The organism is Methylobacterium sp. CM6246, from assembly GCF_054818005.1.
Genome location: NZ_JBTXKY010000001.1, coordinates 387,700 through 412,147, shown reverse-complemented (window position 1 = coordinate 412,147; position 24,448 = coordinate 387,700). Strand labels below are relative to the sequence as shown.

The 24,448-nt window shown below is 70.7% G+C and carries 24 protein-coding genes; 12 read left to right on the top strand and 12 right to left on the bottom strand.

Annotated elements, in window-relative coordinates:
• Positions 1 to 52: 52 nt before the first annotated feature.
• Positions 53 to 532 (bottom strand): tRNA (cytidine(34)-2'-O)-methyltransferase, encoded by a 480-nt coding sequence (locus tag ACYQPG_RS02120; RefSeq protein ID WP_147906493.1) that lies wholly within the window; start codon positions 530 to 532, stop codon positions 53 to 55.
• A 179-nt stretch (positions 533 to 711) separates the two neighbouring features.
• On the opposite strand from ACYQPG_RS02120, the gene ACYQPG_RS02115 reads away from it, so the two are divergent.
• Positions 712 to 1,209, top strand: a complete 498-nt coding sequence (locus ACYQPG_RS02115) for a PRC-barrel domain-containing protein (RefSeq protein ID WP_461230145.1) — start codon at positions 712 to 714, stop codon at positions 1,207 to 1,209.
• Between the two features lie 99 nt (positions 1,210 to 1,308).
• Complete coding sequence (locus ACYQPG_RS02110; protein ID WP_461232407.1) at positions 1,309 to 1,890, top strand: SCO family protein; 582 nt, start codon at positions 1,309 to 1,311, stop codon at positions 1,888 to 1,890.
• Positions 1,891 to 1,933: 43 nt separating this feature from the next.
• On the opposite strand, the gene ACYQPG_RS02105 is transcribed toward ACYQPG_RS02110, so the two are convergent.
• The gene (locus ACYQPG_RS02105; RefSeq protein WP_147852858.1) at positions 1,934 to 2,572 is read right to left on the bottom strand and encodes a PilZ domain-containing protein; all 639 of its coding nucleotides are present in this window, start codon (positions 2,570 to 2,572) and stop codon (positions 1,934 to 1,936) included.
• A gap of 229 nt (positions 2,573 to 2,801) precedes the next feature.
• Positions 2,802 to 3,401, bottom strand: a complete 600-nt coding sequence (locus tag ACYQPG_RS02100) for a PAS domain-containing protein (protein WP_147852857.1) — start codon at positions 3,399 to 3,401, stop codon at positions 2,802 to 2,804.
• A 347-nt stretch (positions 3,402 to 3,748) separates the two neighbouring features.
• On the opposite strand from ACYQPG_RS02100, the gene ACYQPG_RS02095 reads away from it, so the two are divergent.
• Both ACYQPG_RS02095 and ACYQPG_RS02090 read left to right on the top strand, forming a co-directional pair.
• On the top strand, positions 3,749 to 4,570 hold the full coding sequence (locus ACYQPG_RS02095; protein ID WP_461230144.1) for a rhomboid family intramembrane serine protease: 822 nt from the start codon (positions 3,749 to 3,751) through the stop codon (positions 4,568 to 4,570).
• Between the two features lie 141 nt (positions 4,571 to 4,711).
• Positions 4,712 to 5,143 (top strand): CBS domain-containing protein, encoded by a 432-nt coding sequence (locus ACYQPG_RS02090; protein WP_461230143.1) that lies wholly within the window; start codon positions 4,712 to 4,714, stop codon positions 5,141 to 5,143.
• A 52-nt stretch (positions 5,144 to 5,195) separates the two neighbouring features.
• Here the strand turns inward: ACYQPG_RS02090 and ACYQPG_RS02085 are convergent, their stop codons facing one another.
• From ACYQPG_RS02085 to folE, 4 genes are all read right to left on the bottom strand, one after another.
• Complete coding sequence (locus ACYQPG_RS02085) at positions 5,196 to 6,767, bottom strand: alkaline phosphatase D family protein (protein WP_461230142.1); 1,572 nt, start codon at positions 6,765 to 6,767, stop codon at positions 5,196 to 5,198.
• Between the two features lie 149 nt (positions 6,768 to 6,916).
• On the bottom strand, positions 6,917 to 7,900 hold the full coding sequence (locus tag ACYQPG_RS02080) for a patatin-like phospholipase family protein (RefSeq protein ID WP_147941080.1): 984 nt from the start codon (positions 7,898 to 7,900) through the stop codon (positions 6,917 to 6,919).
• Positions 7,897 to 8,319: a phosphoribosyl-AMP cyclohydrolase gene (hisI, locus tag ACYQPG_RS02075; RefSeq protein ID WP_147941081.1), complete on the bottom strand. Its 423-nt coding sequence runs from the start codon at positions 8,317 to 8,319 to the stop codon at positions 7,897 to 7,899. The genes ACYQPG_RS02080 and hisI overlap by 4 nt, the downstream gene beginning before the upstream one ends.
• Positions 8,320 to 8,426: 107 nt before the next feature.
• On the bottom strand, positions 8,427 to 9,263 hold the full coding sequence (gene folE, locus ACYQPG_RS02070; protein ID WP_461230141.1) for a GTP cyclohydrolase I FolE: 837 nt from the start codon (positions 9,261 to 9,263) through the stop codon (positions 8,427 to 8,429).
• Between the two features lie 251 nt (positions 9,264 to 9,514).
• Here folE and ACYQPG_RS02065 point away from each other — a divergent pair, with 251 nt between their 5' ends.
• The 7 genes from ACYQPG_RS02065 to uraD all read left to right on the top strand — a co-directional run bounded on the left by ACYQPG_RS02065 (position 9,515) and on the right by uraD (position 12,604).
• Positions 9,515 to 10,006 carry an iron-sulfur cluster assembly scaffold protein gene (locus ACYQPG_RS02065; RefSeq protein ID WP_147906484.1) on the top strand — a complete coding sequence of 164 codons (492 nt, stop codon included), beginning with the start codon at positions 9,515 to 9,517 and terminating at the stop codon, positions 10,004 to 10,006.
• A gap of 6 nt (positions 10,007 to 10,012) precedes the next feature.
• Positions 10,013 to 10,387, top strand: coding sequence for a membrane protein insertion efficiency factor YidD (yidD, locus tag ACYQPG_RS02060; protein ID WP_461230140.1), 375 nt, complete (start codon positions 10,013 to 10,015; stop codon positions 10,385 to 10,387).
• A 132-nt stretch (positions 10,388 to 10,519) separates the two neighbouring features.
• Positions 10,520 to 10,690: a DUF3606 domain-containing protein gene (locus ACYQPG_RS02055; RefSeq protein WP_147906482.1), complete on the top strand. Its 171-nt coding sequence runs from the start codon at positions 10,520 to 10,522 to the stop codon at positions 10,688 to 10,690.
• A complete protein-coding gene (locus ACYQPG_RS02050; protein WP_147941089.1) occupies positions 10,690 to 10,953 on the top strand; it encodes a DUF2934 domain-containing protein in 264 nt (87 codons plus the stop codon). Before ACYQPG_RS02055 ends, ACYQPG_RS02050 begins: the two co-directional genes overlap by 1 nt.
• Before the next feature lie 245 nt (positions 10,954 to 11,198).
• Positions 11,199 to 11,711, top strand: coding sequence for a hydroxyisourate hydrolase (uraH, locus tag ACYQPG_RS02045; protein WP_246692901.1), 513 nt, complete (start codon positions 11,199 to 11,201; stop codon positions 11,709 to 11,711).
• A gap of 25 nt (positions 11,712 to 11,736) precedes the next feature.
• Positions 11,737 to 12,090, top strand: coding sequence for a hydroxyisourate hydrolase (gene uraH, locus ACYQPG_RS02040; RefSeq protein WP_147857696.1), 354 nt, complete (start codon positions 11,737 to 11,739; stop codon positions 12,088 to 12,090).
• A 4-nt stretch (positions 12,091 to 12,094) separates the two neighbouring features.
• Complete coding sequence (gene uraD / locus ACYQPG_RS02035; protein ID WP_147906480.1) at positions 12,095 to 12,604, top strand: 2-oxo-4-hydroxy-4-carboxy-5-ureidoimidazoline decarboxylase; 510 nt, start codon at positions 12,095 to 12,097, stop codon at positions 12,602 to 12,604.
• A 6-nt stretch (positions 12,605 to 12,610) separates the two neighbouring features.
• Here uraD and ACYQPG_RS02030 read toward each other — a convergent pair whose 3' ends face one another.
• The 5 genes from ACYQPG_RS02030 to ACYQPG_RS02010 form a co-directional block, all read right to left on the bottom strand.
• Positions 12,611 to 13,852, bottom strand: a complete 1,242-nt coding sequence (locus tag ACYQPG_RS02030) for a methyl-accepting chemotaxis protein (RefSeq protein WP_147941086.1) — start codon at positions 13,850 to 13,852, stop codon at positions 12,611 to 12,613.
• 155 nt (positions 13,853 to 14,007) lie between these two features.
• Positions 14,008 to 17,160: an Rne/Rng family ribonuclease gene (locus tag ACYQPG_RS02025; protein ID WP_461230139.1), complete on the bottom strand. Its 3,153-nt coding sequence runs from the start codon at positions 17,158 to 17,160 to the stop codon at positions 14,008 to 14,010.
• Positions 17,161 to 18,063: 903 nt separating this feature from the next.
• Positions 18,064 to 19,392 carry a glycolate oxidase subunit GlcF gene (glcF, locus tag ACYQPG_RS02020; RefSeq protein WP_147906477.1) on the bottom strand — a complete coding sequence of 443 codons (1,329 nt, stop codon included), beginning with the start codon at positions 19,390 to 19,392 and terminating at the stop codon, positions 18,064 to 18,066.
• A gap of 46 nt (positions 19,393 to 19,438) precedes the next feature.
• Positions 19,439 to 20,626: a glycolate oxidase subunit GlcE gene (gene glcE / locus ACYQPG_RS02015; RefSeq protein ID WP_461230138.1), complete on the bottom strand. Its 1,188-nt coding sequence runs from the start codon at positions 20,624 to 20,626 to the stop codon at positions 19,439 to 19,441.
• Between the two features lie 122 nt (positions 20,627 to 20,748).
• A complete protein-coding gene (locus ACYQPG_RS02010) occupies positions 20,749 to 22,191 on the bottom strand; it encodes a lipopolysaccharide biosynthesis protein (protein WP_147906475.1) in 1,443 nt (480 codons plus the stop codon).
• Positions 22,192 to 22,620: 429 nt separating this feature from the next.
• On the opposite strand from ACYQPG_RS02010, the gene ACYQPG_RS02005 reads away from it, so the two are divergent.
• Positions 22,621 to 24,330 (top strand): methyl-accepting chemotaxis protein, encoded by a 1,710-nt coding sequence (locus ACYQPG_RS02005; protein ID WP_461230137.1) that lies wholly within the window; start codon positions 22,621 to 22,623, stop codon positions 24,328 to 24,330.
• Positions 24,331 to 24,448 lie beyond the last annotated feature (118 nt).

The window sequence follows — 24,448 nt, the reverse complement described above, 5'->3', positions numbered from 1 at the left end:
GCTGGCGGCGCGGGTGCTGCCGAGGACCCGCCCCCATGATGCCCCGCCCCTATCAAGCCGGTGGGCCGCGATCCGGTTCGAACCCGCCGGTCCGGCGCAGGGCCTCGCCGGCGATCATCGCGGCCGCGACCGCGACGTTGAGCGAGCGCAGGCCCGGCCGGATCGGCACCACGACCCGGGCGTCGGCGGCCGCATGGACGGAATCGGGTACGCCGGCCGATTCGCGCCCGACCATGATGCAATCGTCCGGGCCGAACGCGAAATCCGTATGGGGCCGGGCGCCCGCCGTTGTGGCGAGGACAAGCCGCAGGCCGGCCTCGGCCCGCCACGCCTCGAAGGCCGAAAACGAGCGGTGCCGGGTGATCGCCACGTGGTCGAGGTAATCGAGCCCCGAGCGGCGCAGGTGCCGGTCCGAGACGTCGAAGCCCGCGGGCTCCACGATCTCGACCGCGAGCCCGAGGCAGGCGGCCATCCGCAGCATCGTGCCGGTGTTCTGGGGGATGTCGGGTTGGTAGAGGACGAGGCGCAGCATGGGGCCAGGCTTGTGATGGGCCGGCGCCGTGCCGTCAAAGCGCCGGGCGTCGGACCCACAGCCGGCAAAGGGGCGCGCAATCCGGGGCGCCCGAAGAAAATCGGCGGAACTTACGCTGCGCCAAAGGTTTAAGGCGGCGCCACCTTCGTTTGCGAACGCTGTCCGAAAGTCCTCACCCGATGCGCACTCCGCTCCTGGCCTCGGCCCTTCTGTTGGCCGGTCTCGCAACCGCCGCGGCGCAGAATGCCACCCCGAATGCCGGAGCGCCGGCCGCGCCGGTGGCCGGTCAGCCGGCCACCATGGCCGACAACCTGCGCCCGACCTTCGTGGCCCAGTCCCCGGACGACATGGTCGCCAGCAAGCTGATCGGGGCCAACGTCACCAACGAGGCCAACGACACGATCGGGCAGATCGCGGACTTCGTCCTCGACCAGAAGGGCAGCGTGAAGTCCTGGGTCATCGGCGTCGGCGGCTTCCTCGGGATCGGATCCAAGTACGTGGCCGTCGACCCGTCGGTGATGAAGCTCGACCGGACCGACGACAAGACGCTCCAGGCCCGCATCGACACGACCAAGGATCAGCTGAAGGCCGCGCCGGAATACATCTACCTCGGCAAGGAGCCGCCGAAGGGCGCGGCCGCCGCCCCGGCCGCCGGAGAGCCCGCCGCCAAGCCCTGACATCGGGTCCGAGGCGAGCCGGCGGCATAACGCTGGCTTGCCTTCGCGCGCCGTTCCGTGCTGTGCCAGCCGCTGCACGGAGGTCGGAGTCCGATGAAGATGCGCCGCGCCCTGATCCCGCTTCTGGCCTTCTGCCTGGGTCTCGTCGGCCTGACCGGGGCAGCGGTGTTCGCCTTCATGCCGGACCGGGCGCCTGTGGGCGTGTCCGGGGTCGGCGGCCCGTTCACGCTGGTCGACCAGAACGGGCGCACGGTCACCGAGCGCGATTTCGCCGGCGCGCCGCACCTCGTGTTCTTCGGCTTCACCCACTGCCCGGACGTGTGCCCGACGACGCTCCAGCAGGTTTCGGACGTGCTCGCCGCCCTCGGGCCGAAGGCCGAGCGGATGCGTGTCGCGTTCGTCACCGTCGATCCTGAGCGCGACGACCCGGCGAGCCTGAAGACCTACCTGTCGAGCTTCGATCCGCGCATCACCGGTCTCACCGGCAGCCCCGAGCAGATCGTGGCCACCGAGAAGGCGTATCGGGCCTATGCCCGCAAGGTCCCCGGTAAGGACGGGGACTACACGATGGAGCACACGGCGATCGTCTACGTGATGGACGCGCAGAACCGCTTCCTCGGCGCCCTCGACCTCTCCCGCCCGGCCGAGGAGACCGCGGCGCAGCTGTCCAAGAAGATCTGACAACAAGATCTGACGAGACGATCCCAACGCGGTCGGGACGGCTCTAGAGCGTCATCCCGGCATGGAAGCGGTCGGGGGAGAGCGGCAGCAGGAACTGCACGCCGAAGCCCCCCTCGAAGTAGCGCACCAGCCGCCCGGGCGTGCTGCCCACCGTGACGGCCGCCCCGAGGGGCAGCGTGGCCGTGCTGGAGATCGCCACGCCGGAAATCGAGATGTCGATCAGCCGGGCCTTGATCTCCCGGCCGCTCTCGACGCGCAGGGTCACCGCCGTGTGGGTCGGCACGAGCCGCTCGTGGGAGCGCCCCTCGGGCAGGCCCAGGATCTCCCGGTTGGCGAGCCAGGTCAGCTGGGACGCGATCTTGTCCCGCTTGCGTGGCGTGGCGTTGAGCTGGACCGCGAAGCCGCCCTCGCTGTGGCGGGCGATGACGCCCTCGATCCGGCCGATATGCTCGAGGTAGAGCACCACGCGCTCGCCGACCTCGCCCACCACAGCGCAGGTCAGCCGGACGCCGCCCGGCGACATGTCCACGGTCTGGCAGGGATATTCGCGGCGGTCGGCCAGCATGTAGCGGCCCAGCACGGCGACCCGGACGCGCTGGTGGCGTCGCTGGTCGGCCGCGTCGCGCCCCCGGCTGGCCGCGCGGCTCACGTCCGTCCCGGCGGTGGCGTCGACCGCGATCATACCGAGATGGGCTCCACGCCGCGACAATCGTCATCGCAAGCTAGACCGGGACTGTTACGAAAGCCTTTTTTCCGATTCGACAATATCCGCCGTGCCGTAGATTTTTCTGTCCTGACCGAGCGCCAGGGCCGGTCTGGCCTGTACAGTTGCCAGTTCGTCCCGATCGGACGCGATCTTCGGTCGAAAAATCGATGTCTAATATTCCAAATGCAGTTCTCGGCGCGCGGTTTTACGCCCGTCCGCCGGCATGAACGAGGAGATGCCCCCGGCGCACCGGGCCGGGAAAGCCGGCAGGACCGCGCAAGGCCGGTCGCGCCGGCGGCGCGGCCTCCATCCTGCGGCCGGGGAGGATGCGCAGGGAGGTGGTCTCGGCTTGGACCAGCGGGCGCAGGCCGATCCAGTGGGGCGTGCTCTCGACGCTCAGGGTGCCGAGCGCCCGGACCTGCATCCGTCCGCGATGGCGCAGCGGCAGGAGCAGGAGCTCCAGATCCACCGCCTCGCCGGCCGTGTTCAGGCCGCGCAGGCCCGCGACCACGCCCAGGGTATCGCTGGCCACGATCTCGACGATGCGCCAGGGATCGGGGGCCTCCGCGCCCCACAGGCCGGCGAAGGTCTCGCCCTTCAACTCGCGGCCGTAGAGGGCGCAGACCCGCGTGCCGGCGAGCCGGATTGTGGCCGCGCGCGTCGCCATGTCGAGTTCCAGGATCAGGCTGTCGGCCAGCAGATGCCGGATCTCGCCCGGCTCGATCTCGGCGCGCTCGGGCGCGGCGCGCTCACCGCGCAGGCGCTCCCAATAGGCATGGAGCATGCGGCTCGTGGGATGTTTCATCGGAGTCCCGGATCGATACGCCTGGTGTCCGTCCCTGGATCATCCTGGCACATCCGCGTGGGACGGGCCGGTGATCCGGGGCGATCTGGATCGTCCGGCGCATACGCCGTGCCGCCCGGCGCGGGACGCTTCCTGGGATCGAGAGCAGGACAGACCGAGGCTGCCGGCATGAGGCTGATCACGGTCCGGATCTCGTCGTAGGCGGCGCGCACGCCGCCGCCATCGGTTCGATCGAGCCGGCCGGCATTCGTTCTTTCGAACCCCCTAGCAGCCAAACATCACCCGAAAAGGCTTCAATACGTCGCCGGGACTTGCCCGACACCCCGCAGCCCCGACATGGTGCCAGGATGGATGCCTCCCCCGAATTCCCGCGCCAGAGCCGCGTGCCCGTGTTCAACATGCCGGGGGTGGTGACGCTCTCGATCGGATTGCTGATGGCGATCCAGGCCCTGCGCGAGTTCGTGCTGCCGGACACGCTCGACATCCGGGTCGTCCTCGACCTCGCCCTGGTGCCCGCCCGCTGGACGGTGTGGTTCGATCCCGGGAAGGCCGCCGACGTGATCCAGGCGGCCGCCGGCCTCGGCGACCCCGACATGGAGGCCGCCCGCGAGGCGTTCGCCCGCTACATCACCTCCGAGCACGCGCTGCTGCCCTGGACGCTGGCGACCTACGCCCTGCTGCACGGCTCCTGGATGCACGTGATCTTCAACAGCGTCTGGCTGGCCGCCTTCGGGTCGCCCGTGGCCCGGCGCTGCGGCGCTTGGCGCTACTTCCTGATTGCGCTGGCCGGAACCGTGGCCGGCGGCCTGCTGCATGTGATGATCGACCCCCTGAGCGCGGGACCGCTGGTCGGCGCCTCGGCGGGAATCTCGGCCCTGATGGCGGCGGCGGCCCGCTTCGTGTTCCAGCCGCCCGCCTCCGGGTATGCCGGCCCGTCCTGGCAATTGCCGCCGCACCGGCCGGCCGAGACGGTTCCCGAACTCCTGCGCAACCGGACCGCGGTGGCCTTTCTGGCGATCTGGCTCATCACCAATCTGCTGTTCGGGCTCGTCAGCGTGCCGCTCGTGGGCGAGAACGCCGCCATCGCGTGGGACGCGCATCTCGGCGGCTTCATCGCGGGCTTCCTGCTGTTCCCGCTGCTCGATCGACGCGAGGCGACCCGGCCCTGAGACGAAATCCCGGCATCTTGCCAACGCGCCGGATCGGTCACACACTCGCCATAATGTGAACGAGCCGGGGCCAACCCGGACGACAGCGTAACGGAGGCGCCGCGGCTGACGGCGCACGCACCGCGTCACAGGGAGAGAGCCATGACCGTCGCACGCATCCTTGCCGAGAAGGGCAGCTCCGTCGTCACCGTGAGCCCCGACAAGACCCTCGAGGAGGTGATCCAGATCCTTGCCGACAAGCGGATCGGCGCACTGGTGGTCGCCCATGCCGACGGGTCGGTGGCCGGGATCATCTCGGAGCGGGACATCATGCGGGCGCTCGCCCGCCACGGCGGCGCGACCTTCGACGCGCCGGTCTCGGACCACATGACCGGCACGGTCACCACCTGCGGCCGAAGCTCCACCATCGAGGAAGTGATGGGCTTGATGACGGAAGGGCGGTTCCGCCACGTCCCGGTTTGCGAGGACGGCCGACTCGTCGGCCTGATCTCCATCGGCGACGTGGTGGCGCGCCGCATCGCCACGGTCGAGGCCGAGCACCAGGCCCTGCGCGATTACATCACCATGGCGTGAGATCGCGCGCCGGCCGGACGCGGAGTCCGGCGGGCGGCGACGTTGCCTGCGCCTACGCCTTCGCGGGGTCGAGGGTGACGTGCCAGAGGTCGGTGTCGGCCGCGTCCTTGAGGGTCACGGTCATCTGCTCGGTGTCACCATCCACCGCGACGTGGCCGAAGAACTGGTAGCCCGCGGCCGGTGACAGGTTCACCTGGCCCTTGTCGGGCGCCTTCACGTAGCGCAGTTGCGGGCCGAACGTGTTGTCGAGCGCGTTGGGCCCGAAGGTGCCGGCGTGGAGCGGGCCCGAGACGAACTCCCAGAACGGGTCGAAATCCTGGAACTGCGCCTTGTTCGGGTCGTAGTAGTGGGCGGCCGTGTAGTGCACGTCCGCGGTCAGCCAGACCGTGTTGCGGATCTTGGCCTGCTTGATGAACCGCAGCAGGTCGGCGATCTCCAGCTCGCGCCCGAGCGGCGGCCCGTCACCCTGCGCCACCGCCTCCGAGCCGAAATTGCGGTCCACGTCGTAGGTCACCACGAGGCCGAGCGGCATGTCGGCGGCGATCACCTTCCAGGTCGCGCGGGATGCCGTGAGCGCCCGCTTCAGCCACGCGATCTGTTGCGGCCCCAGGAAATACGCGTCGGGGCCGTATTCCTTCTGCCGGTTCTCGCCGTTCGGGCCCCGGTAGGAGCGCATGTCGAGCATGAACACGTCGACCAGCGGGCCGTAGGCGATTTTGCGGTAGACCCGGCCGGGCTCGGCCGGCTCGAAGCGCATCGGCATGTACTCGTGGAAGGCGCGCGCCGCGCGCAGCTGCATCGCGAGCACGTTCGGGTCCGTGTACTTCTTCTTGAGGTGCTCGGCCCGGGTCAACGGCTCGCCCGGCCACCAATTGTTGGTGACCTCGTGGTCGTCCCACTGCGCCAGGATCGGCACGGCGGCGTTCATCGCCAGCACGTTCCGGTCGGTGAGGTTGTACTTGTGGCGGCCGCGGAACTCGGCGAGCGTCTCGGCGGGCTTGGCGACCTCCTCAGTGACGCGGTTGCGCCAGAGGCTGCCGTCCGGGAGCTTCACCTCGGCCTGGATCGGCCCGTCGGCATAGATCGTGTCGCCGGAATGGATGAAGAAGTCCGGCCGGTTCTTGAGGATCGCCGCGTAGATCGTCATGCCGCCGCGGGCCTCGTCGATGCCCCAGCCCTGGCCGACCGTGTCGCCCGACCAGCAGAACGAGACCGAGCGCTTGTCCGCCGGCGCGGTGCGGAACCGCCCGACCTGCGCGGGTCCGACGATGGTCGGCGCCGCGACGTCCTGCAGGCGGACCCGGTAGAACACGTCCTGCCCCGGCGGCAGGCCGGCCAGCGCCACCTTCACGGTGCCGTCGCTCTCGGGCAGTGCATCCGCGAAGACGCCGCCGCGGATCTCGGAGAAGCTCTCGGTGGTGGCCCACTCGATGATCGCCCGGGCCGGGCGGTCGGAGCGGGCCCAGACCACCGCGGAATCGGTCCCGACATCGCCGGACTGGAGGCCGTGGCTGAGGAGCGGCCGGTCGGCGGCCCGGCTCAGGCCGGGGCGGGCCACGCCGGTGGCGATCCCGACGAGGCTTGCGCCTCCGGACAGGAGGATCTGGCGGCGGCTCGTATGCATTGGAAGCCCTCTCATTCGATGAGGGGCCATCGCAACCGGTCGTTACAACCGCGTGACGATCCTTCGCGCGAAAGCCGTCAACACGATGCGCGCTCCTTGATCCGCATCGCCTTTTTCCGAAAGCCCGCGGGCCCCTTCGGAACGATGCTCTAGGCCCGCGCGGCGGCGCCGTTCACGACAGCGCGGATCCGGGGCAGGGCCGCCCGGGCCGCCCGGTAGCCGATATCGATCCCCTCGGCGGCCTTGTGGAAGTCGAACAGGCCGAAGGCGGCGACATCCGGGCCGATGGCCACGTCCGGCGGGTCGCGCTCCAGCCGCGCCCGGGAGATCCGGTCCTGGGTGATGTTGAAGGCGCCGAGCACGACCCGGGCGATGCCCGGGACCGGGATCTCGGCTTCCTGGGGCTCGAAGCCCGGCAGGCGCGCGCGGATCAGCTGGAGGAAGCTCCGGCGCGCGGCCGGCGCCGGCACCTCGTGCACCACCGGGCCACCGGTATCGCCGTTGAGGTTCACGCAGATCACGAGATCGGCCCCGAGCGCGCGGGCGAGCGCCACCGGGACGGGGTTGACCAGGGTCCCGTCCATCAGCACGCGCCCCTCGTGGGTCACGGGCGGGAACAGGCCGGGGATCGCGTAGGAGGCGCGCACCGCATCGACGGTCGGCCCTTCGGTCAGGTTCACCTCCAGGCCGCTGCCGAACTCGGTGGCGACGCAGCCGAAGCGGATCGGCAGGCTCTCGATCCGGCGCGTGCCGAGATCGGCGAACAGCCGCCGACGGAGGCGGTTGCCGGCGATCAGCCCGGAACCGGGAAAGCGCGGGTCGATCAGCCGGACTACCCGGTGCCGGGTGAGTTCCCGCGCGAAGCTCTCCAGGCGGTCGAGGCGCCCGGCGGCGTAGCAGGCGCCGACCACGGCGCCGATCGAGCAGCCCGCCACCACGGTGGGATGGATGCCGCCCTCCTCGAGGGCGCGGATCACCCCGATATGGGCCCAGCCCCGGGCCGAACCACCGCCGAGCGCCAGGCCGATGCGGGGGCCGGCAGCGGGCAGGGGCCGGATCGGCTCGACGGTTCCGGGGAGGAAATAGGGGACGGCCGGACATTCTTGCCATTGCAAGGCAAGGGACGCGCTCATGCCCCGGCGGCCTCCAGGGTGACGGCGCCATCCGGCCCGCGGACGACCCGGCGATAGAAGCAGGCGCGGCGGCCGGTGTGGCAGCAGCCGCCGTCGCCACCGACCTCCACGCGGATCAGCAGCGCGTCCTGGTCGCAATCGACCCGCATCTCGACGACGCGCTGGATCTGCCCGCTGGTCGCGCCCTTGTGCCAGAGTTCCTGCCGGGACCGCGACCAGTACCAGGCTTCCCCGGTCGCGACGGTCCGGGCCAGCGATTCGGCGTTCATGTAGGCGAGCATCAGCACACGCCCGTCCTGCGCGTCGACCGCGATGCAGGCGACCAGGCCGTCCCGGTCGAAGCGCGGGGTGAAGGCCGCGCCTTCCTCGACCTCGGCCCGGGTGCCGGGGGGATCGAAAGCGATGTCGCTTGCGGTCATGGCGGCAGAAGCGAGTCCGGTGAAGCTTGAGTCGAGGCTATTGGGTGTAGCCCGATCGATGAAGACCGCATGACGGTGGCCGCCTGATCGGGCCATCCGGCCTGCGGTTACTTGGTTCCGCCACGCACCAGGGTGAGGAAGCGCACCTGCTCGCTGGCATCGTCCTTGAAGACGCCGCGGAACTGGCTGGTGATCGTCGAGACGCCGGCCTTCTGCACGCCGCGCATCGCCATGCAGAGGTGCTCGGCCTCCACCATCACGGCGACGCCCCGGGGCTTGAGGATGCTCTCGATCACGTCGGCGATCTGCGCGGTCATCGTCTCCTGCGTCTGCAGGCGGCGCGCGAAGGTATCGACCACGCGGGCGAGCTTCGAGAGTCCGACGACGCCGCGGGTCGGGTAATAGGCGATGTGGGCGAGCCCCATGAACGGTACCATGTGGTGCTCGCAGTGGGAGTAGAACGGGATGTCGCGCACCAGCACGATGTCCGAATAGCCCTCGACCTCCTCGAAGACGCGGGCCAGCAAGGCCTCGGCGTCCATCTCGTAGCCGCCGAACAGCTGCCCGAAGGCCTTGGTGACCCGGGCCGGCGTGTCGCGCAGGCCCTCGCGGGTCGGATCGTCGCCGGCCCAGCGCAGGAGCGTGCGCACCGCGGCCTCGGCCTCGGCGCGGCTCGGGCGGCCGGTCTCGATCCCCTCGGGCACACGGGTTGCGGAGGCGGGCTGCGGCGCGATCTCGACCGCTGCGGGGCGGCCGTCATCGACCGGTCGGTTGTCGTTGCGCATGCCGGTCAGACTCTGTCCCAGATCCCGCCCATCGATGCCGCCCCGGTCCAGACCGTGTCCTTCGCCTCGATAGGACAATGATTTAAGCGCGGCATCCATGGCATCTCCGGCCCGCGCCACACGGGACTTCATCGTGGTGCTGTCAGGCTTGGCATACATCGTCGGATCGCGTCGGGCTTGTGAGGGAGATCCCGGGCTCGAAACGAATTCGAGCCGGCGCCCCGGTTGGACTAGAGCCGTGGGAACTACCTTGGCCGTGGGCGCGACCCTGGTCGACGAACCGCCTCCTCGCGAAGCGACCGTAGGGGGCCTATATCATTGTTCGCGCGGCAACACGCAATGCACGGGTCGCGCGGCAGAATCCCGATGGGCAATAGCTCGATCGGATGACGCACCCGCCCGAGGCCCCGATGCTCGACGACATCTACAACCGCCGTATCCTCGAACTGGCCGCCGACATCCCGCATCTGGGGCGCCTGGAGCGGCCCGATGCCAGCGCCACCGCGCATTCCCGCCTGTGCGGTTCGACGGTCACGGTCGACGTCGTCCTCGGCGCGGACGGCCGCGTGGCCGATTTCGCGCAGGAGGTCCGCGCCTGCGCCCTGGGGCAGGCCTCCTCGTCGCTGATGGGCCGCCACGTGGTCGGCGCCACCGAGAACGAGCTGCGCGGCGTCCGCGAGGCCATGCGGGCGATGCTCAAGGCCAACGGCCCCGCGCCCGGCGGGGCCTGGGCGGACCTCGCGGTCCTGGAGCCGGTGCGGGAGTTCAAGGCGCGCCACGCCTCGACCCTGCTGACCTTCGACGCGGTGGTGGACGCCCTCGACCAGATCGCTGCCAAGCGCCGATCCGGCGGAGAACAGGGCACCGGGCAGCAGGCCACCGCGGCGACGGCCGACGCGTAGGGTCCGATGGTTCGCCGCGCCGCGCATTGGGCGATTCACACCTACCAGCTGACCCTGTCGGGATTGATCGGCCGCCAGTGCCGCCACTGGCCGAGCTGCTCCGAATACGCCGACCAGGCCATCACCCGGCACGGCTTCTGGCCAGGCGCCTGGATGGGCTTCGCGCGGATCTGCCGCTGCGGCCCGTTCGGGACCCACGGCATCGATCTCGTACCGGAGCGGCTACCCGGCGGGAGCGTCTGGTACCGCCCCTGGGCCTATGCCCGCTGGCGCGGCGTCGAGGCCCCGCCGTCGCCCTTCGCCTGCGAGGCGGTTGCGCTCGGGGCCGACCGCCCGGAGGAGCCGGGCCGGGACGGAACGCGGCGTTCCCACTGCATCTGACGCCCGCGCGTTCCGCCATCCACAAGCCGCCGTCGATCGGACGAGGCCTGGCAACCGATCCCGCCGAGTCCGGTTGTCTCTCCAGACGGCTCGGCCTCGCACGGCTGGGCGGCAATCCAGAGCATGCGAACCATGTCCATCGAATTCAGAGGCAAGACGCATATCGACATCTACGACCGGGTCATGCGCGAAGAATGGGCGCAGCGCTTCGGTGTCAGCGAGGAGCGGTTGCGCAAGGCCGTGACCATGGTGGGGAGCCGGATCACCAGCGTCGCCGCCTATCTCGACAAGCCGGCCTCGTGATGAAAGCCGAGTCGTCGGAACCCGGTCGCGACGCACGGCCTGCTCCGGACCCCGCTGCCCCGGAGCCGGCGGTCCCGGAGAGCGGACCGCGGCCGCCCCCGTCACGGACCGAAGACAAATCCGCGCCGGACGCGATCCCGTTCGAGGAGATCCGGGAGCGCGCCTACGAGTTGTGGGAGCGCAACCACCGGCCAGAGGGCTTCGAGATCGAGTTCTGGCTGCTGGCGGAGCGGGAACTGCGCAAGGAGCGCAGCCGCAAGTAGGCCGACGCGGTCCCTGCGCCTGCTTGGACCGATCCGTCGTCTTGAGCCCCTCGACGGCTGGCGCAGGTTTGCCAGATGGCGCAGGCCTTGCGACAGGTCGCCGCGACAGCCTTCAGCGGCAACCGGCGATGTCGAGGGGACGGAATGGAACCGGCAAACCTGCCAGACCGGCCTTGCCGTCCTCCGTGGACGGCATGCCTCGCCGTTCCGGGACGTCAGGGACAGAGCGATGCCCGGAGCTGCATGTGGGCACCGTGACTCGCCGGGCCTTCGCTGAACTCGGCCTCGGTGGCGCGGCCATGGCGGCTGCCGCGGGCGGATCCCAGGCGGGGCCAGCCCCTCCGGGCGACGGGGGGCGGCGGCCCGGGGCGCTCACCGTGGCCCCGACCTCACAGGCGGGGCTCGGGCCGCGGCTGACCCTGCACGCGCTCGACAATGCCCATGGAACCCCGGCGGCCGGACTGGTTTGCGACCTCTCGATCCGCGAGGACGACGTCTACCGGCCGATCAAGACGGTCACCACGGCGGCCAACGGCCGGCCGGCCGAACCGCTCCTCGTCAACGACGCGCTGAAGGCCGGCCGCTACGAGCTGCTGCTGCATGTCGGGGCATATTTCGCGGCCCTCGGGGTGACGCTGCCGAGCCCGAATTTCCTGAGCCTCGTGCCGATCCGCTTCCAGATCCGCGACGCGCGCCAGCGCTACCACCTGCCGGTGCTGTTCACGCCCTGGGGTTATTCCTACTATCGGGGCAGCTGAGCCCAACCTTACGGGACCCCCATCCATGGCCGGCATCTCGACGCATGTCCTCGATACCGATCGCGGCCGCCCGGCCGCGGGCGTGCGGATCGACTTCTCGGTCCTGGAGGACGGGACGTGGCGGCTGGTGAAGAGCGTCGTCACCAACGCGGATGGGCGCACCGACGCGCCGATCCTGCCGGCCGGCGAGGCCCGGACCGGGCAGTACGAGCTGGCGTTCCATGTCGCGGATTATTTCCGGGACCGTCCGGGCACCGACCCGGGCGACGTCTTCATCGACGACCCGGTGGTGCGCTTCGCGATCTTCGATGCCGGGCAGCACTACCATGTGCCGATGCTGTGCGCGCCGGCGAGCTTCACCACCTACCGCGGCAGCTGACGCCATGCCAGATCTGGCGGCGATCAACCGGCTGGACGAAGAGGCCTTCGTGGCGCTTCTCGGGGGCGTGTTCGAGCACGCGCCCTGGGTCGCGCAGGCCGCCTGGCCGCATCGGCCCTTCGCGAGCCGCGCCGCTTTGCACGACGCGATGATGCAGGCGGTCCGTGCCGCGCCGACGGAACACCGCCGCGCCTTCCTCAACAACCACCCGGAGCTGGCCGGCCCGGAGGCCCGGGCACGCCGCCTCACGGAGGATTCGACGCGCGAGCAGGGTAGCGCCGGCCTCGACCGCATGGATGCACAGGAGGGCGCGGCCTTCGATCGCCTGAACGCGGCCTATCGCGCCCGGTTCGGCTTCCCGTTCATCATCGCGGTGCGCGGGCGCGGGCGGGCCGAGATCCTGTCCGCCTTCGAGGCGCGCCTGTCCCGGGAGCCGGCCGCCGAGGAGGCGATCGCCCTCGAGGAGGTCGCCCTGATCACGCGCATGCGCCTCGACGGGCTGGTCTCGGCCTGACCCGGCTCAAGCCTCGGCCGCCGCCTTCGCTTCGACCAGGGCCGCCTCGAATCCGGTGAAGGCCGTTGTGGCCTCGTCCCAGGCGTGGGCCCGGACGTGGCGGCCCAAGGCCGCGGCGAGCTCCCGGGCCCGGGTGAGGGCCGATTCCACGGCGGCCGGTCGGGCCGGATCGGCGGGGATGCCGACCGGCGGCGTGTCGGCCGGGCGCATCCCCACCAGGGTCGCCGCCATGGCCCGGCGCCAGGCCGCGCAATCCGCCGGGATGCGGGCGAGCCGCATCGCCGTGTCGCTCCCGGCCTGCCGGTCGAGCAGGGTGCGGCCGAGATCCTCGATCCGGTCGAGCTGGCCGAGCGCGTCGCCGATCTCCCGGCGGCCCTTGTCGGTGCCCTCCGCGATCCGGCCGACGCTCCGGGCGATCTCACCGGTGGCCTGGATCTGCTGGCCCATGATCTCGGAGGCCTCGCGCATCTGGGCCGCCACCGTGGCGACGGCGCCGCTCTCCGCCTCGACCCGGACGTTGGCCCGCACCATGGCGGCTGCGCCGGTCTCCACGGCGCTGCGGCTGCGCGTGACCGCCGCCTGCATCGCCGCCATTTCTTCACGAAGTCCGCCGAGCCGGGCGCGGATCTCGTCCGTCGCCTTCGCGGTCTGCGCGGAGAGCATCTTCACTTCCGCGGCCACGACCGCGAAGCCTCGGCCGGCCTCGCCGGCCCGGGCGGCCTCGATGGTGGCGTTGAGCGCCAGCAGGTTGGTCTGGGCCGAGATCGCCGCGATGGTCCCGGCCATCTCCTCGATTCGCAGGGCGGCGGCCGAGAAGCTGTCGAGCCGGCTGCCGATCTCGTCGGTGCCCTGCTCGATCCCGCGCATGCCGTCGCTGGCGCGCTGGAGGTCGTCGACGCAGGTGGCGATGCCGGCGCGGGCGGTCTCGGCGGTCTCGGCCGCCGAGGAGGAGCGCGCCGCGATCTCGCTGGTGCTGGCGGCGAGTTCCTCGCTGGCGGCGGCGATCAGCCGGGCCTGCTCGGCGGTGCCGGATGCGTCGTGCGTCATCCAGCCGATCGAGGTGCCGGCATCCGAGGCCGCGGCCGACAGGCGCGCCAGGAGCGCCAACAATTCGCGGTCGGGCGCGGCAGCAGCCTGCGGGACGCTTTCCAGGACGGTCGTCGACACGGGCGCGGACGTCTGGGCGTCGGCCGTCACCGCGGTCCCGGCCAGCTCCGGGGCCGGGCGCTTGCGGCGCAAACTCAACATGCGAGGGCTCCTGCGAACGTCGATTCGGGAGCCATATTTGCACGGAACCTTCAACCGAAGATGAAGGATAACCCGCCCTTATTGGAATTGGGCGAAGCCGCCCGTTTCCCGGACGGCGCCCCCGGACGAAAACCGTCCGGGGGCGCCGTCATATCTCACTCGCCGGTCAGGGCGGCCTTGGTGCGGGACCACCAGCCGGCGCGCTTGGGCCGGTCCGGATCGCTGGGCTGGGTCAGCACCACCGCAACCGGCTCCGGCGGCGGGGCGGCCTCCGTCGGCGCCGCCTCGGGCGGGGCTTCCGCGGCCTGCGTCTCGAACCGCTCCGCAGCCTGCCTCTCGAACCGTTCCGCGGACTCCGGAGCGGCCGCAACCGGCAACTCGACGGCGACCTCGTCGTGGACGGGGGACGGCGCGGCCTCGACTGCCTCGGCCACCGCCTCGGCGCTCACCGGCTCCTCGGCCGACAGGGCGACCGCGTCGGAATCCACCTCCGCGGAACCCTCCGCGTCGCCACCCTCGCGGGTGCGACCCTCGGCGCGACCACGACCGCCCCGCCGTCCGCGGCGACGGCGGCGCGTGCCGTCCTCCTCGGACCGGGTGGACTCGTCCGCGACGGCCACGGTCTCGTCGGACCCCGCTCCCTCGGCGGCCACGGCCGCGATCGGGGCCTCGGCGGCCTCGTCGGAATCGGACGGGTCCTCGGTGCCGCGCTCCTCGTCCGGGTCGTCGGAATCCTGACGCTCGCCGTCGGCCTGGCCCTCCTCGGACCGACCGTCCTGGCGACCGCCGCGCCGACGACGCCGACGGCGGCGGCGACGGCCGTCGCCTTCGTCGCGGGTCTCGTCCTCGCGGGCGCCGTCCTCGCGCGATGAGCCGTCCTCGCGAGCCTCGGTCCGCACCTCTTCGGCGTCACCCTCGGACTCAGCCTCGGCCAGGTCGGTCTCCTCGACGTCGTCCTCGTCCTCGAACTCCATGGCGGGCGAGATCGCCTGCGCGCGTACGCCCGTCACCGGACCCTCCGCCCGCTGGGCCGGCTCGCCGCGGTCGAGCTGGAACGCGGTGGTCACCGGCAGCCGCTCGTCGGCCGCGATCGTGAGCGTGACGCCGAAGCGTATTTCCAGCTCGCGCAGGTGCCCGCGCTTCTGGTTGAGGATGTACAGCGCCACCTCGGTCTTGGTGCGCAGGATCAGGTTGTGGGAGGCCGACTTGAGCAGCGCCTCCTCGATGGAGCGCAGGATGTGCAGCGCCACGGAGGCGGTGGCCCGCACGTAGCCCGAGCCGCCGCAATGCACGCAGGGGATCGAGGACGATTCGAGCACGCCGGTGCGGATGCGCTGCCGGCTCATCTCCATCAGGCCGAAGGGCGAGATCCGGCCGACCTGGATGCGGGCGCGGTCGTTCTTCAGGCAGTCGTTGAGCTTCTTCTCGACCGCGCGGTTGTTGCGCTTCTCCTCCATGTCGATGAAGTCGATGACGATCAGGCCCGCGAGGTCGCGCAGGCGCAGTTGGCGGGCGACCTCCTCGGCCGCCTCCAAGTTCGTCCGCAGCGCGGTGTCCTCGATGTCGTGCTCGCGGGTCGAGCGGCCCGAGTTCACGTCGATCGAGACCAGCGCCTCGGTCGGGTTGATGACCAGGTAGCCGCCGGACTTCAGCGAGACGTGGGTCGAGAACATCGCGTCGAGCTGCTGCTCGACGCCGTAGCGGGCGAAGATCGGCGTCGGGTCGCGGTAGGGCTTCACGACCTTGGACTGGCCGGGCATCAGCATCCGCATGAAGTCCTTGGCCTCGGCATAGGCCTCCTCGCCGGAGACCAGAACCTCGTCCAGGTCCTTGTTGTAGAGGTCGCGGATGGCCCGCTTGATCAGCGATCCCTCCTCGTAGACCAGGGCAGGCGCCATCGAGGTCAGGGTCAGCTCGCGGACCGATTCCCAGAGCCGCATCAGGTACTCGAAGTCGCGGGCGATCTCGGGCTTGGAGCGCGAGGCGCCGGCGGTGCGCAGGATCACGCCCATGCCGTCCGGCACCTCCAGGTCGGCCACGACCTCCTTGAGGCGCTTGCGGTCGGCGGCCGAGGTGATCTTGCGGGAGATGCCGCCGCCACGGCCGGTGTTGGGCATCAGGACCGAGTAGCGTCCGGCGAGCGACAGGTAGGTGGTGAGCGCCGCGCCCTTCGTGCCGCGCTCCTCCTTGACCACCTGCACCAGGATGATCTGGCGGCGCTTGATCACCTCCTGGATCTTGTAGTGGCGGCGGTAGTGACGCGGCCGCTCGGGGATCTCGGCGAGCGCGTCGCCGTTGCCGCCGACCTGCGCGATCCGGGGCTCGGCATCGGGGTCGTCGGAATCCTCGTCCGACCCCTCATCCGATTCCTCGTCGGACTCGTCCTCGTCCTCGTCGTCCGAGTCGTCCTCGTCCGAATCGTCTTCGTCGTCCTCGGACTCCTCGTCCTCCAAGTCGGTCTCAAGGTCGGTCTCAAGCTCGGCCTCGTCGTCGGCCTCGCCCGTCGCGGACGCGCCGCGGCCGGACGGCTCGACGGCATCCTCGGCGATCGTCTCGGCCGGCACGTCGGCGACGGTCAGGGCCTCGGCCACGGCGACCACGGTCTCGGGCTCGACAGTGCCGTCATGGTCGGCCGTCTGCCGCTCGCCCGCCTCGGCGTGGACCTCGACGGCCGGCGCCGCCGCGGCAGAATGCTCGGGGATACCGCCGGCGGCGGTCTCGGAGGTGATCGCCTCCTGCACGGCTTCCGGGTTCTCGGCGAGGGTGTCGGGCGTCCCGTCCGGGGCGGACCCGGCCTCGTGCGCCGCAGTGTGATCCTCGCCCTGCGAAGCGTCCGCGTGCGCGGTCTCGGCAGCCGGCTGGAAGCCCGAATCCTGCTGGGCGTCCAGGCCCAGCGGGGCCTCGGACGCGTCCTCGGCGCTCACCGTCTCGTCGGCGCGCGAGCGCGCCTCGGCGCGGCGTCCGCGGGAGCGGCGGGGCGACCGGCGACGGCGCTCCTCGCGCTCGCGGTGCTCCTCGGCATCGCGCGCCTCGTCCTCCAGCAGCGCCTGCCGGTCGGCCAGCGGGATCTGGTAATAGTCGGGGTGGATCTCGTTGAAGGCGAGGAATCCGTGGCGGTTGCCGCCGTACTCGACGAAGGCCGCCTGGAGCGACGGCTCCACCCGGGTGACCTTGGCGAGGTAGATGTTGCCGCGCAGCTGGCGCCGGTTGGCGGCTTCGAAGTCGAACTCCTCGACCCTAGATCCGTGGACCGTGACGACCCGGGTCTCCTCCGGGTGCATCGCGTCGATCAGCATTTTGTTGGCCATGTCGGACTCTCGGCATGGCGGCCGACGTCGTTCTCCGTGCCCGTGGTCCCGGCGGCGCCTCGCACGACCTCAGAACGGTCGCGCATGGAGCCGGCCTCGTCGCCGAGGCGGCTGGGTTCGAGGGGAAATTGCCGTCAACCGCCGTTCGGCGCCCTGGGCGCCTGGGGTTGAACTTGGCCGGTAGGCTGAACGGGCCGGTGCGACGCAGATCCTGCGCCTCCGGGGCACGCGCAGCGCCATGCTGAGCCGTGCGTCCGTTCATCCTGGTTCCGACCTCGCGAAACAATCTCGGCCGGATGGGACCGGCCGTGAAATCTGGATGCGGCGGAACAGCTCCACCGCGTCGTGCGACACCTGCCCGATCGGGAAAACACCCGTCGCCGCCAGGCGGGCAAACAGGCCCGCCGCGACGCCGCGTCCGTTTTCTCGAAGGAATTCGGCCGCGTCCGCAAGCCGTTACGACGGCCGGCGGGACCGGAGAAGGGTCAGTATCATTACAGACGGGCACGGGGATTTGGCAAGGGTCAAGCGCGGGACGATGTCACGGTATCGTCACGGCGGTGGGTCGCGGTGCTTCGGACCGGTCGGGGGGATTCTTCATTGGGTCCGACAGCGGACGCTCGATACGCCGCACTCTCCTCGCCCATCGCTGACGGAATGAGGGCAACGGCCGGGGCCCTGGCACGCGTCTCCCTCCCCCCTCTGCAGGGGAGGGTGGGCCGGCCGTCAGGCCGGGTCGGGAGAGGGGAGCCCGGGTTCAGCAGAGGGCGCGACCGGCATGACGGGCAAAGCCCTGTTCTGCACCGTCGCTCCCCTTTTGCAGTCGAGAACCATCCGGATCGCGTTCCGTGAATCCGATAGCCCGCAGCAGGGGAGGGCAGGCGCCCGCATCCGGCCGCAATCCTACTCCGCCGCCTCCAGCCGCGGCGTGACGCCGTCGAGCGCGGCCGGCCTCGGGCCGCCGGTCGCCCAATCGAGCAACTCCACCGTGTGCACGATCGGGATGCCGGTGCCTTTGCCGATCTGCGTGGCGCAGCCGATGTTGCCGGTGGCGATCACGTCGGGGCGGATGCGCTCGATGTTGGCGACCTTGCGGGCGCGCAGCTTGGCGGCGAGCTCGGGCTGCAGGATGTTGTAGGTCCCGGCCGAGCCGCAGCAGATATGGCCCTCCGGCACGTCCTTCACGGTGAAGCCCGCGCGCTTGAGCAGCGTCTTCGGCTCGGTCCGGATGCCCTGGCCGTGCTGCATCGAGCAGGCCGAGTGGTAGGCCACCACGAGGTCGCTCTCCGCGGTCGCCGCCAGATCGAGCTGCGCCACGTACTCGGTCACGTCCTTCGCGAGGCTCGAGACCCGCTTCGCCTTCTCGGCGTAGGCCGGGTCGTCGCGGAACATGAAGCCGTAATCCTTGATCGTCGTGCCGCAGCCCGAGGCCGTGACCAGGATCGCGTCGAGACCCTTGGCGATCTCCGCGTCCCAGATATCGATCGTCCGCTTGGCGTGGGCGTGGGACGAGGCCTCCTTGCCCATGTGGTGGGTCAGCGCCCCGCAGCAGCCCTCCTCGGCATGGACGACCTCGACTCCGTGCCGGTTGAGCAGCCGGATCGCCGCCGCGTTGAAGTCCGGCCGCAGCACGCTCTGGGCGCAGCCGCGCAGCAGGGCGACGCGCCTCGTCGCCTGGCCGCCCGCCGGCGGGAAGCGCCCGACCCGGTTGGTCGGCTCGCGTCCGGGCAGCCGCGCCGGGGCGAGGTCGAGCATCGCGGCGAGCCGGTTGCCCACCCGCGGCAGCCGCGCCACCAGCCCCCGGAACGGCGCGCCGAGCTTGGCGGCGACCAGCGCCAGCCGGAACCGGTTCGGATAGGGCAGGACCTGCGCCAGCAGCGCGCGCAGGAACCGATCGTCCGTCGGGCGCGCGAAGGTCGTCTCGATATGCGCCCGGGCGTGGTCGACGAGGTGCATGTAATGCACTCCGGACGGGCAGGTGGTCATGCAGGACAGGCAGGAAAGGCAGCGGTCGATGTGCTTCACCACCTCCTGCGAGGCAGGCTTCCCGCCCTCCAGCATATCCTTGATCAGGTAGATCCGGCCGCGCGGTGAATCGAGCTCGTCACCCAGCAGCAGGTAGGTCGGGCAGGTCGCCGTGCAGAAGCCGCAATGCACGCAGGTCCGCAGGATCTTTTCCGACGCCGCCATGGCGGGATCGGCGAGCTGGGCGAGATTGAAATTGGTCTGCACGATGCCTTCCTGCTGCTCTCCTCTCCGGGCGGAGAGGGGACCGGACTCACACGCCCGCGTACATCCGGCCCGGGTTCAGCACCCCGGCGGGATCGTGCGCCGTCTTGATCCCGGCGGTGATCCGCATCAGCGGCTCCGCCAGGGGCTGGAACACCGGCACGGCGGCCCGGACCGCATCGGGGGCGCGCACCAGCGTCGCATGGCCGCCCTGGGCCCGCACGGCCGCGCGCACGACGGCGGCGCCGGCATCGCCGGCCGATTCCGTGGCGAGCCAGATCAGGCCGCCGCCCCAATCGTAGAACCAGCGTGCCGCGCGCTCGGCCGCGATCGCCGCCACCAGGGCCGGGCCCTGACTGGGCGCGGTCGAGATCCGCCACAGGGCGGCCTCCCGGGGCTCGGCGAGCGGGGCGGCATCCCGCACCGCCTGCCACAGGGCGGTGCCGGCCTCGCCCTCCACCAGCTCGGGCGTTCCGAAGCGCTTGAGCAGGCGGCGCAACTCGCCGGTCCGGTAGTCGATCGACTCCGCGAATCCTTCGAGGCGCATCAGCGTCCGCGCCGCCGAGGCGCCGATCCCGGCCGGCAGGTGCGCCGCGCCGGTGAGCTCGAACGGCGAGCCGAGGGCCGCCGCCAGGGCCGCGACCGCGCGGGCATCGTCCAGGCCGGGAAACACCAGGGTGGCGACGCGCTCGCAGGCCGGCAGCACCTTGAAGGTGACTTCGGTGAGCAGCCCGAGCGTGCCGTGGGCGCCGGCCATCAGCTTCACCAGGTCGAGCCCGGTGACGTTCTTCATCACCCGGCCGCCCGACTTGATCGCCTCGCCACGCCCGTTGACGAAGCGCACGCCGATCAGGCTGTCGCGGGCCGCCCCGGCATTGATCCGGCGGGGGCCGGCATTGTTGGTCGCGGCGACCGCGCCCAGGGTCGGCTCACCGCCGGTGCCGTAGAGAGTGCGAAAGTCCATCGGCTCGAACGGCAGCATCTGGCCCCGGGAGGCCAGCAGCGCCTCGACCTCCGCGAGCGGTGTGCCCGCGCGCGCCGACACCACCATCTCGGCGGGCTCATAGAGCGTGACGCCGTCGAGCTTCCGGGCCGAGAGCGTCGCATTGTCCTGCGCCGGGCGGCCGAGCTCCGACGCGGTGCCGCCACCGGCGAGCCGCAGGCGCTCGCCGCGCCCGGCGGCCGCGCGCACGATGTCCTCTGCTTCCGCCTCGCTGCCGGGCTCGTAGCCGCCCATCGTCTCCGCCCCGGTTCTTTTTGGACTCGTTCCAGGCCCGGTTTCGCCGGAACGCGCGGCGGATTCAAGCGGAGGTGGCGTCGCGGGCTTGCCGAAGCGTGAACGTTGAACATCGGGGGCGGCTACTCCGCCGCGATCGTCCGGTCCGGGCGCAGGCGCGACGCGACCTGCCGGCGCAGGCCGGCGATGTCGAAGATCCAGACCAGCGCCCCGTACAGGACCGCCCCGGCCGGGACCAGAACCGCCAGGGCGGCGGCGGGCGGCAGGTGCCGGAACGGCGCGAGCGCCAGGCCCATCGCCCCGCAGGCGAGGGTCGCCGCACCGATCTGGCCCCAGGGCAGCACGATCCGCTCCGGGCCGGTCAGCGCCCGCCAGCCGAGCCAGAGCGCGGCGGCGGCGAGGCCCAGCGTCTGGGCCAGGGCGACGCCCATCCCGCCCATCCGGTCGGGCAGGAGCAGGAGGCCGGCCCCGTTGACCGCGAGCCCGACCAGGGCCGCCGCGATCACCGGAAAGGTCCGGCGGCGGATCTGGAAGACCGGGTTGAGGGCGTAGAACATCATCGCCAGGCAGAACAGGCCGGGCATCAGCGCGACGCTGTAGCTCTCGAACGGGCCGCGATAGGCATCGGGCACCACCAGCCCCTGGAGCGCCGGCAGCACCGCCCAGAAGCCGACCGCGCAGGGTGCCAGCAGGGCGAACACGGTTCCGGCATTCTCGGCCACCTGCGCCTCGGCCGCCGCGCGGCCGTGCTGCTCCTCGGCCTGCACGGCGAACTGGAACAGCAGCAAGTCCAGCGCGGTGCCCAGCGTCATCAGCGAGCGGGAGGTCACGTCGGCGGCGAGCGCGAAGTAGCCGGCCTCGGCGAAGCCCGCATGGCCGGCGATCGCGCCTCGGTTCACGAAGGCGAGGCATTGGTAGGCGGTGTTGGCGGCGATCAGCGGCAGGCCGTAGCGGGCGAAGACCCGCCAGGTCGCGGTCAGGCGCGGCCGCTCGAACGCACTCCGCGGGTCGCGCAGCGGGTGGCGCAGCAGGACCACGGCGACGAACTGGCTGAGCCCCGCCGCCGCCAGCACCCAGGCCGGTTGTGGCAGCCACCAGGCGGCCGCCGCCATCAGGATGAAGGCCAAGACGTTCTTGACCGCCACGAGACCGAGATAGAGCTTCCCGTCGAACCGCGCCCGCGCCAGGGCCGCGTGGTAGTCGAACACCCCGATGCCGAGCGCGGCCAGGGCGGTGCCGCACAGGACCGCCTCCCGCCCGCTCGCGCCGCCGCCGAAGCCGAACGCCCCGCACAGGGCGGCGGCGCAGAGCAGCACCAGGCCGATGCGCAGGTAGGCCCGGTCGAGCCCATGGCGGATCCAGGGCTCGTCCACCCGCACGCGCCCCGAGTAGAACCGCGTCGCCGACAGCCGCAGCCATTCGAACAGCACCGTGTTGAGCACGATCGCCCCGGTGGTCGCCAGCGCGAACCGGCCGAAATCGGCGGGCCCGAGCAGCTGCGCGATCAGCAGCCCGAGGACGAAGTTGAGCCCCGCATTGATCACGAAGGCGGCGATCACGGCCATGGACGGCGCCTCATGCGCGGCGAGGTTTTATAAGGTGCCCCAGGGCTTAGGGTCGGACCCGTAAGACTCTCCTAACAGGGCGGGAACAGGGCGAGGGGCCGCGTGCAGGCCGCAAGCCGCCGCTCGCCTGCCGCGCAGTTTCGACGCGGGCGCGCCATCTCGGAGGCGCGATATACAAAATACGGCAAACAGCAGCTCGATCGTCGATTGATGGTCGAATGACCGAGCTGTAAATAATATCAAATCCATCAGAGTAGAGAATTAAATTAAGCCATTTTGCGGGCAGTAAGCCGTATAGATGACTCAAATGTTGACATCAATTCGAGCCTGTGAAATTTACTTGCAAGAAATTGGCAGTCATATGGATATTTATAACCGATGTTTGAGATAGATACGAGACATTCGATATCTTTTCGCGTCGGTATATTGGTGACCGTGCTGATCGCATTGTCGATCGCAAGCATTTCCGGCCTGATGCTGACGGAGATGCGTGGCGAACTTCGGGATCGCGCCCAGCTGGCACTCGACAGCAATCTTCGCCTGCTTCGCCAAACCCTCATCGACGAGGGCGGGGCGGGGGCGGCCTTCGCGATCACGGCCGGACAGCTGGTGATCGGGCGGCACGCGATTGCCGCCGACGATCCAGCGGTCGATCGTGTCCGCGACATTCTCGGAGGGACCGCCACCGTGTTCCTCGGCGATACGCGGATCGCCACCAATGTGATGGCGCCGGACGGCCGGCGCGCGATCGGAACGCATCTCGCCGCCGGGGCCGCCCGTGACACGGTCCTGCGTGACGGCCGGGGCTTTCGCGGCGAGGTGGATATTCTCGGCACAGCCTATCTCACCCGGTACGAGCCCATTCAGGACGCCGGCGGCCAGACGATCGGCATCCTCTACGTCGGCGTGAAGAAGGCGGACTTCCTGGCGACCCTGGATGCGTTGTTGCAGCACGCCGTGCTCGTCGGTGTCGCGATCACCCTGGTCAGCGTCGCCCTTCTTTGGGGCGTCCTAAACCGTGCGATGGTGCCGCTTAGAAGACTGACCCATGTCCTCATCGATCTCGGCCGTGGGGATCTCGACCGCGACATCCCCGCCACCCAGCGTCGGGACGAGGTCGGCGCCATGGCGCGCGCCGTGCAGATCCTGCAGATGGACGCTCAGGCGCGCCAGCGTCTCGAACGGGAGGCCGAGATGGCCGCTGTCGAGAAAGCCAGAACCCTGGATCAGCTCGAGGACACGCTCAGCGGCTTCCAGGGTGCCATGCAGGATGTGGTCACGACCGTTGCCCGCAACACCCGCGAGATGGGCGACATGGCGGAGGCGCTGACGGCGATTTCGACACAGACGGCCCGCGAGGCGGATAGCGCGTCGACGATCTCGACCGACACCGCCGCGCATGTCTCGGCCGTATCCGCCGCCACACAGGAATTGTCGGGGTCGATCCAGGAGATCGCGCAGCAGATCGACCGGATGTCGCAAACGGTCCGTCAGGGGAGCGTCACCGCCGGAGAAACGGCCGGGCAAGTGCGGGACCTTGCCGCGACGGGCGAGCGTATCGGACTGGTCGTGGCCTCGGTGCAGGCGATCGCCGAACAGACGAACCTGCTCGCGCTCAACGCCACCATCGAGGCGGCCCGCGCCGGCGAGGCGGGGAAGGGGTTCGCCGTGGTGGCTGCCGAGGTGAAGACGCTCGCGGCCCAGACGGCGAAGGCCACGCAGGACATCGTCGCGCACGTCGCCGAGATCCAAGACGGTACGCGCCGTGCGGTGGTCGCCAACGATCAGGTCTCAGATGTCATGGCCGTCATCTTGGACTCGGCCGCCAGCGTGGCTTTGGCGATTGGGCAACAGGATGCCGCGACACATGAGATCGCCCGCAACGTCCGGAAGGCCGTGGACGGGGCAAGCCAGCTCTCCGGAAGCATCTCGGGCGTTCGCTCGGTCGCCGGCGAAACCGCGGGCGCGGCCGGCGGCGCCCTCGAGGTCGCGCGCGCGATGCGGTCGCAATCGGTACAGATCGATTCTCAGGTCCGCGCCTTCTTGCTGGCGCTGCGGCAGGGGCCGATGGATCGTAGCCAGCGGACGGGCTTGAATGGCTCCGGCCCCGAGCGGGACGCATCGCGCGCCGTCGCTTGACGCATACGGGTCGCGGGTCGGTCTGCGGCGCCAAGCCAGGGTCGCCGCGGCGCTCGAGCGGGCGTCCATCTCGATCGCCGGGTCGAACGCAAACCCAGGCCTGCGCCCGTCGTCGACC

Bases quoted from the DNA above. Each gene is read 5' to 3' on its own strand.
- ACYQPG_RS02095 (WP_461230144.1), top strand. From the start codon at position 3,749: ATGGATGCCTCCCCCGAATTCCCGCGCCAGAGCCGCGTGCCCGTGTTC.
- uraD (WP_147906480.1), top strand. From the start codon at position 12,095: ATGCCAGATCTGGCGGCGATCAACCGGCTGGACGAAGAGGCCTTCGTG.
- ACYQPG_RS02080 (WP_147941080.1), bottom strand. From the start codon at position 7,900: ATGAGCGCGTCCCTTGCCTTGCAATGGCAAGAATGTCCGGCCGTCCCC.
- ACYQPG_RS02055 (WP_147906482.1), top strand. From the start codon at position 10,520: ATGTCCATCGAATTCAGAGGCAAGACGCATATCGACATCTACGACCGG.
- glcE (WP_461230138.1), bottom strand. From the start codon at position 20,626: ATGGGCGGCTACGAGCCCGGCAGCGAGGCGGAAGCAGAGGACATCGTG.
- folE (WP_461230141.1), bottom strand. From the start codon at position 9,263: ATGTATGCCAAGCCTGACAGCACCACGATGAAGTCCCGTGTGGCGCGG.
- ACYQPG_RS02025 (WP_461230139.1), bottom strand. From the start codon at position 17,160: ATGGCCAACAAAATGCTGATCGACGCGATGCACCCGGAGGAGACCCGG.
- ACYQPG_RS02105 (WP_147852858.1), bottom strand. From the start codon at position 2,572: ATGATCGCGGTCGACGCCACCGCCGGGACGGACGTGAGCCGCGCGGCC.
- yidD (WP_461230140.1), top strand. From the start codon at position 10,013: ATGGTTCGCCGCGCCGCGCATTGGGCGATTCACACCTACCAGCTGACC.
- ACYQPG_RS02030 (WP_147941086.1), bottom strand. From the start codon at position 13,852: ATGTTGAGTTTGCGCCGCAAGCGCCCGGCCCCGGAGCTGGCCGGGACC.
- ACYQPG_RS02110 (WP_461232407.1), top strand. From the start codon at position 1,309: ATGCGCCGCGCCCTGATCCCGCTTCTGGCCTTCTGCCTGGGTCTCGTC.
- ACYQPG_RS02115 (WP_461230145.1), top strand. From the start codon at position 712: ATGCGCACTCCGCTCCTGGCCTCGGCCCTTCTGTTGGCCGGTCTCGCA.
- ACYQPG_RS02090 (WP_461230143.1), top strand. From the start codon at position 4,712: ATGACCGTCGCACGCATCCTTGCCGAGAAGGGCAGCTCCGTCGTCACC.
- hisI (WP_147941081.1), bottom strand. From the start codon at position 8,319: ATGACCGCAAGCGACATCGCTTTCGATCCCCCCGGCACCCGGGCCGAG.
- ACYQPG_RS02050 (WP_147941089.1), top strand. From the start codon at position 10,690: ATGAAAGCCGAGTCGTCGGAACCCGGTCGCGACGCACGGCCTGCTCCG.
- uraH (WP_147857696.1), top strand. From the start codon at position 11,737: ATGGCCGGCATCTCGACGCATGTCCTCGATACCGATCGCGGCCGCCCG.
- ACYQPG_RS02065 (WP_147906484.1), top strand. From the start codon at position 9,515: ATGCTCGACGACATCTACAACCGCCGTATCCTCGAACTGGCCGCCGAC.
- ACYQPG_RS02100 (WP_147852857.1), bottom strand. From the start codon at position 3,401: ATGAAACATCCCACGAGCCGCATGCTCCATGCCTATTGGGAGCGCCTG.
- ACYQPG_RS02120 (WP_147906493.1), bottom strand. From the start codon at position 532: ATGCTGCGCCTCGTCCTCTACCAACCCGACATCCCCCAGAACACCGGC.
- ACYQPG_RS02010 (WP_147906475.1), bottom strand. From the start codon at position 22,191: ATGGCCGTGATCGCCGCCTTCGTGATCAATGCGGGGCTCAACTTCGTC.
- ACYQPG_RS02085 (WP_461230142.1), bottom strand. From the start codon at position 6,767: ATGCATACGAGCCGCCGCCAGATCCTCCTGTCCGGAGGCGCAAGCCTC.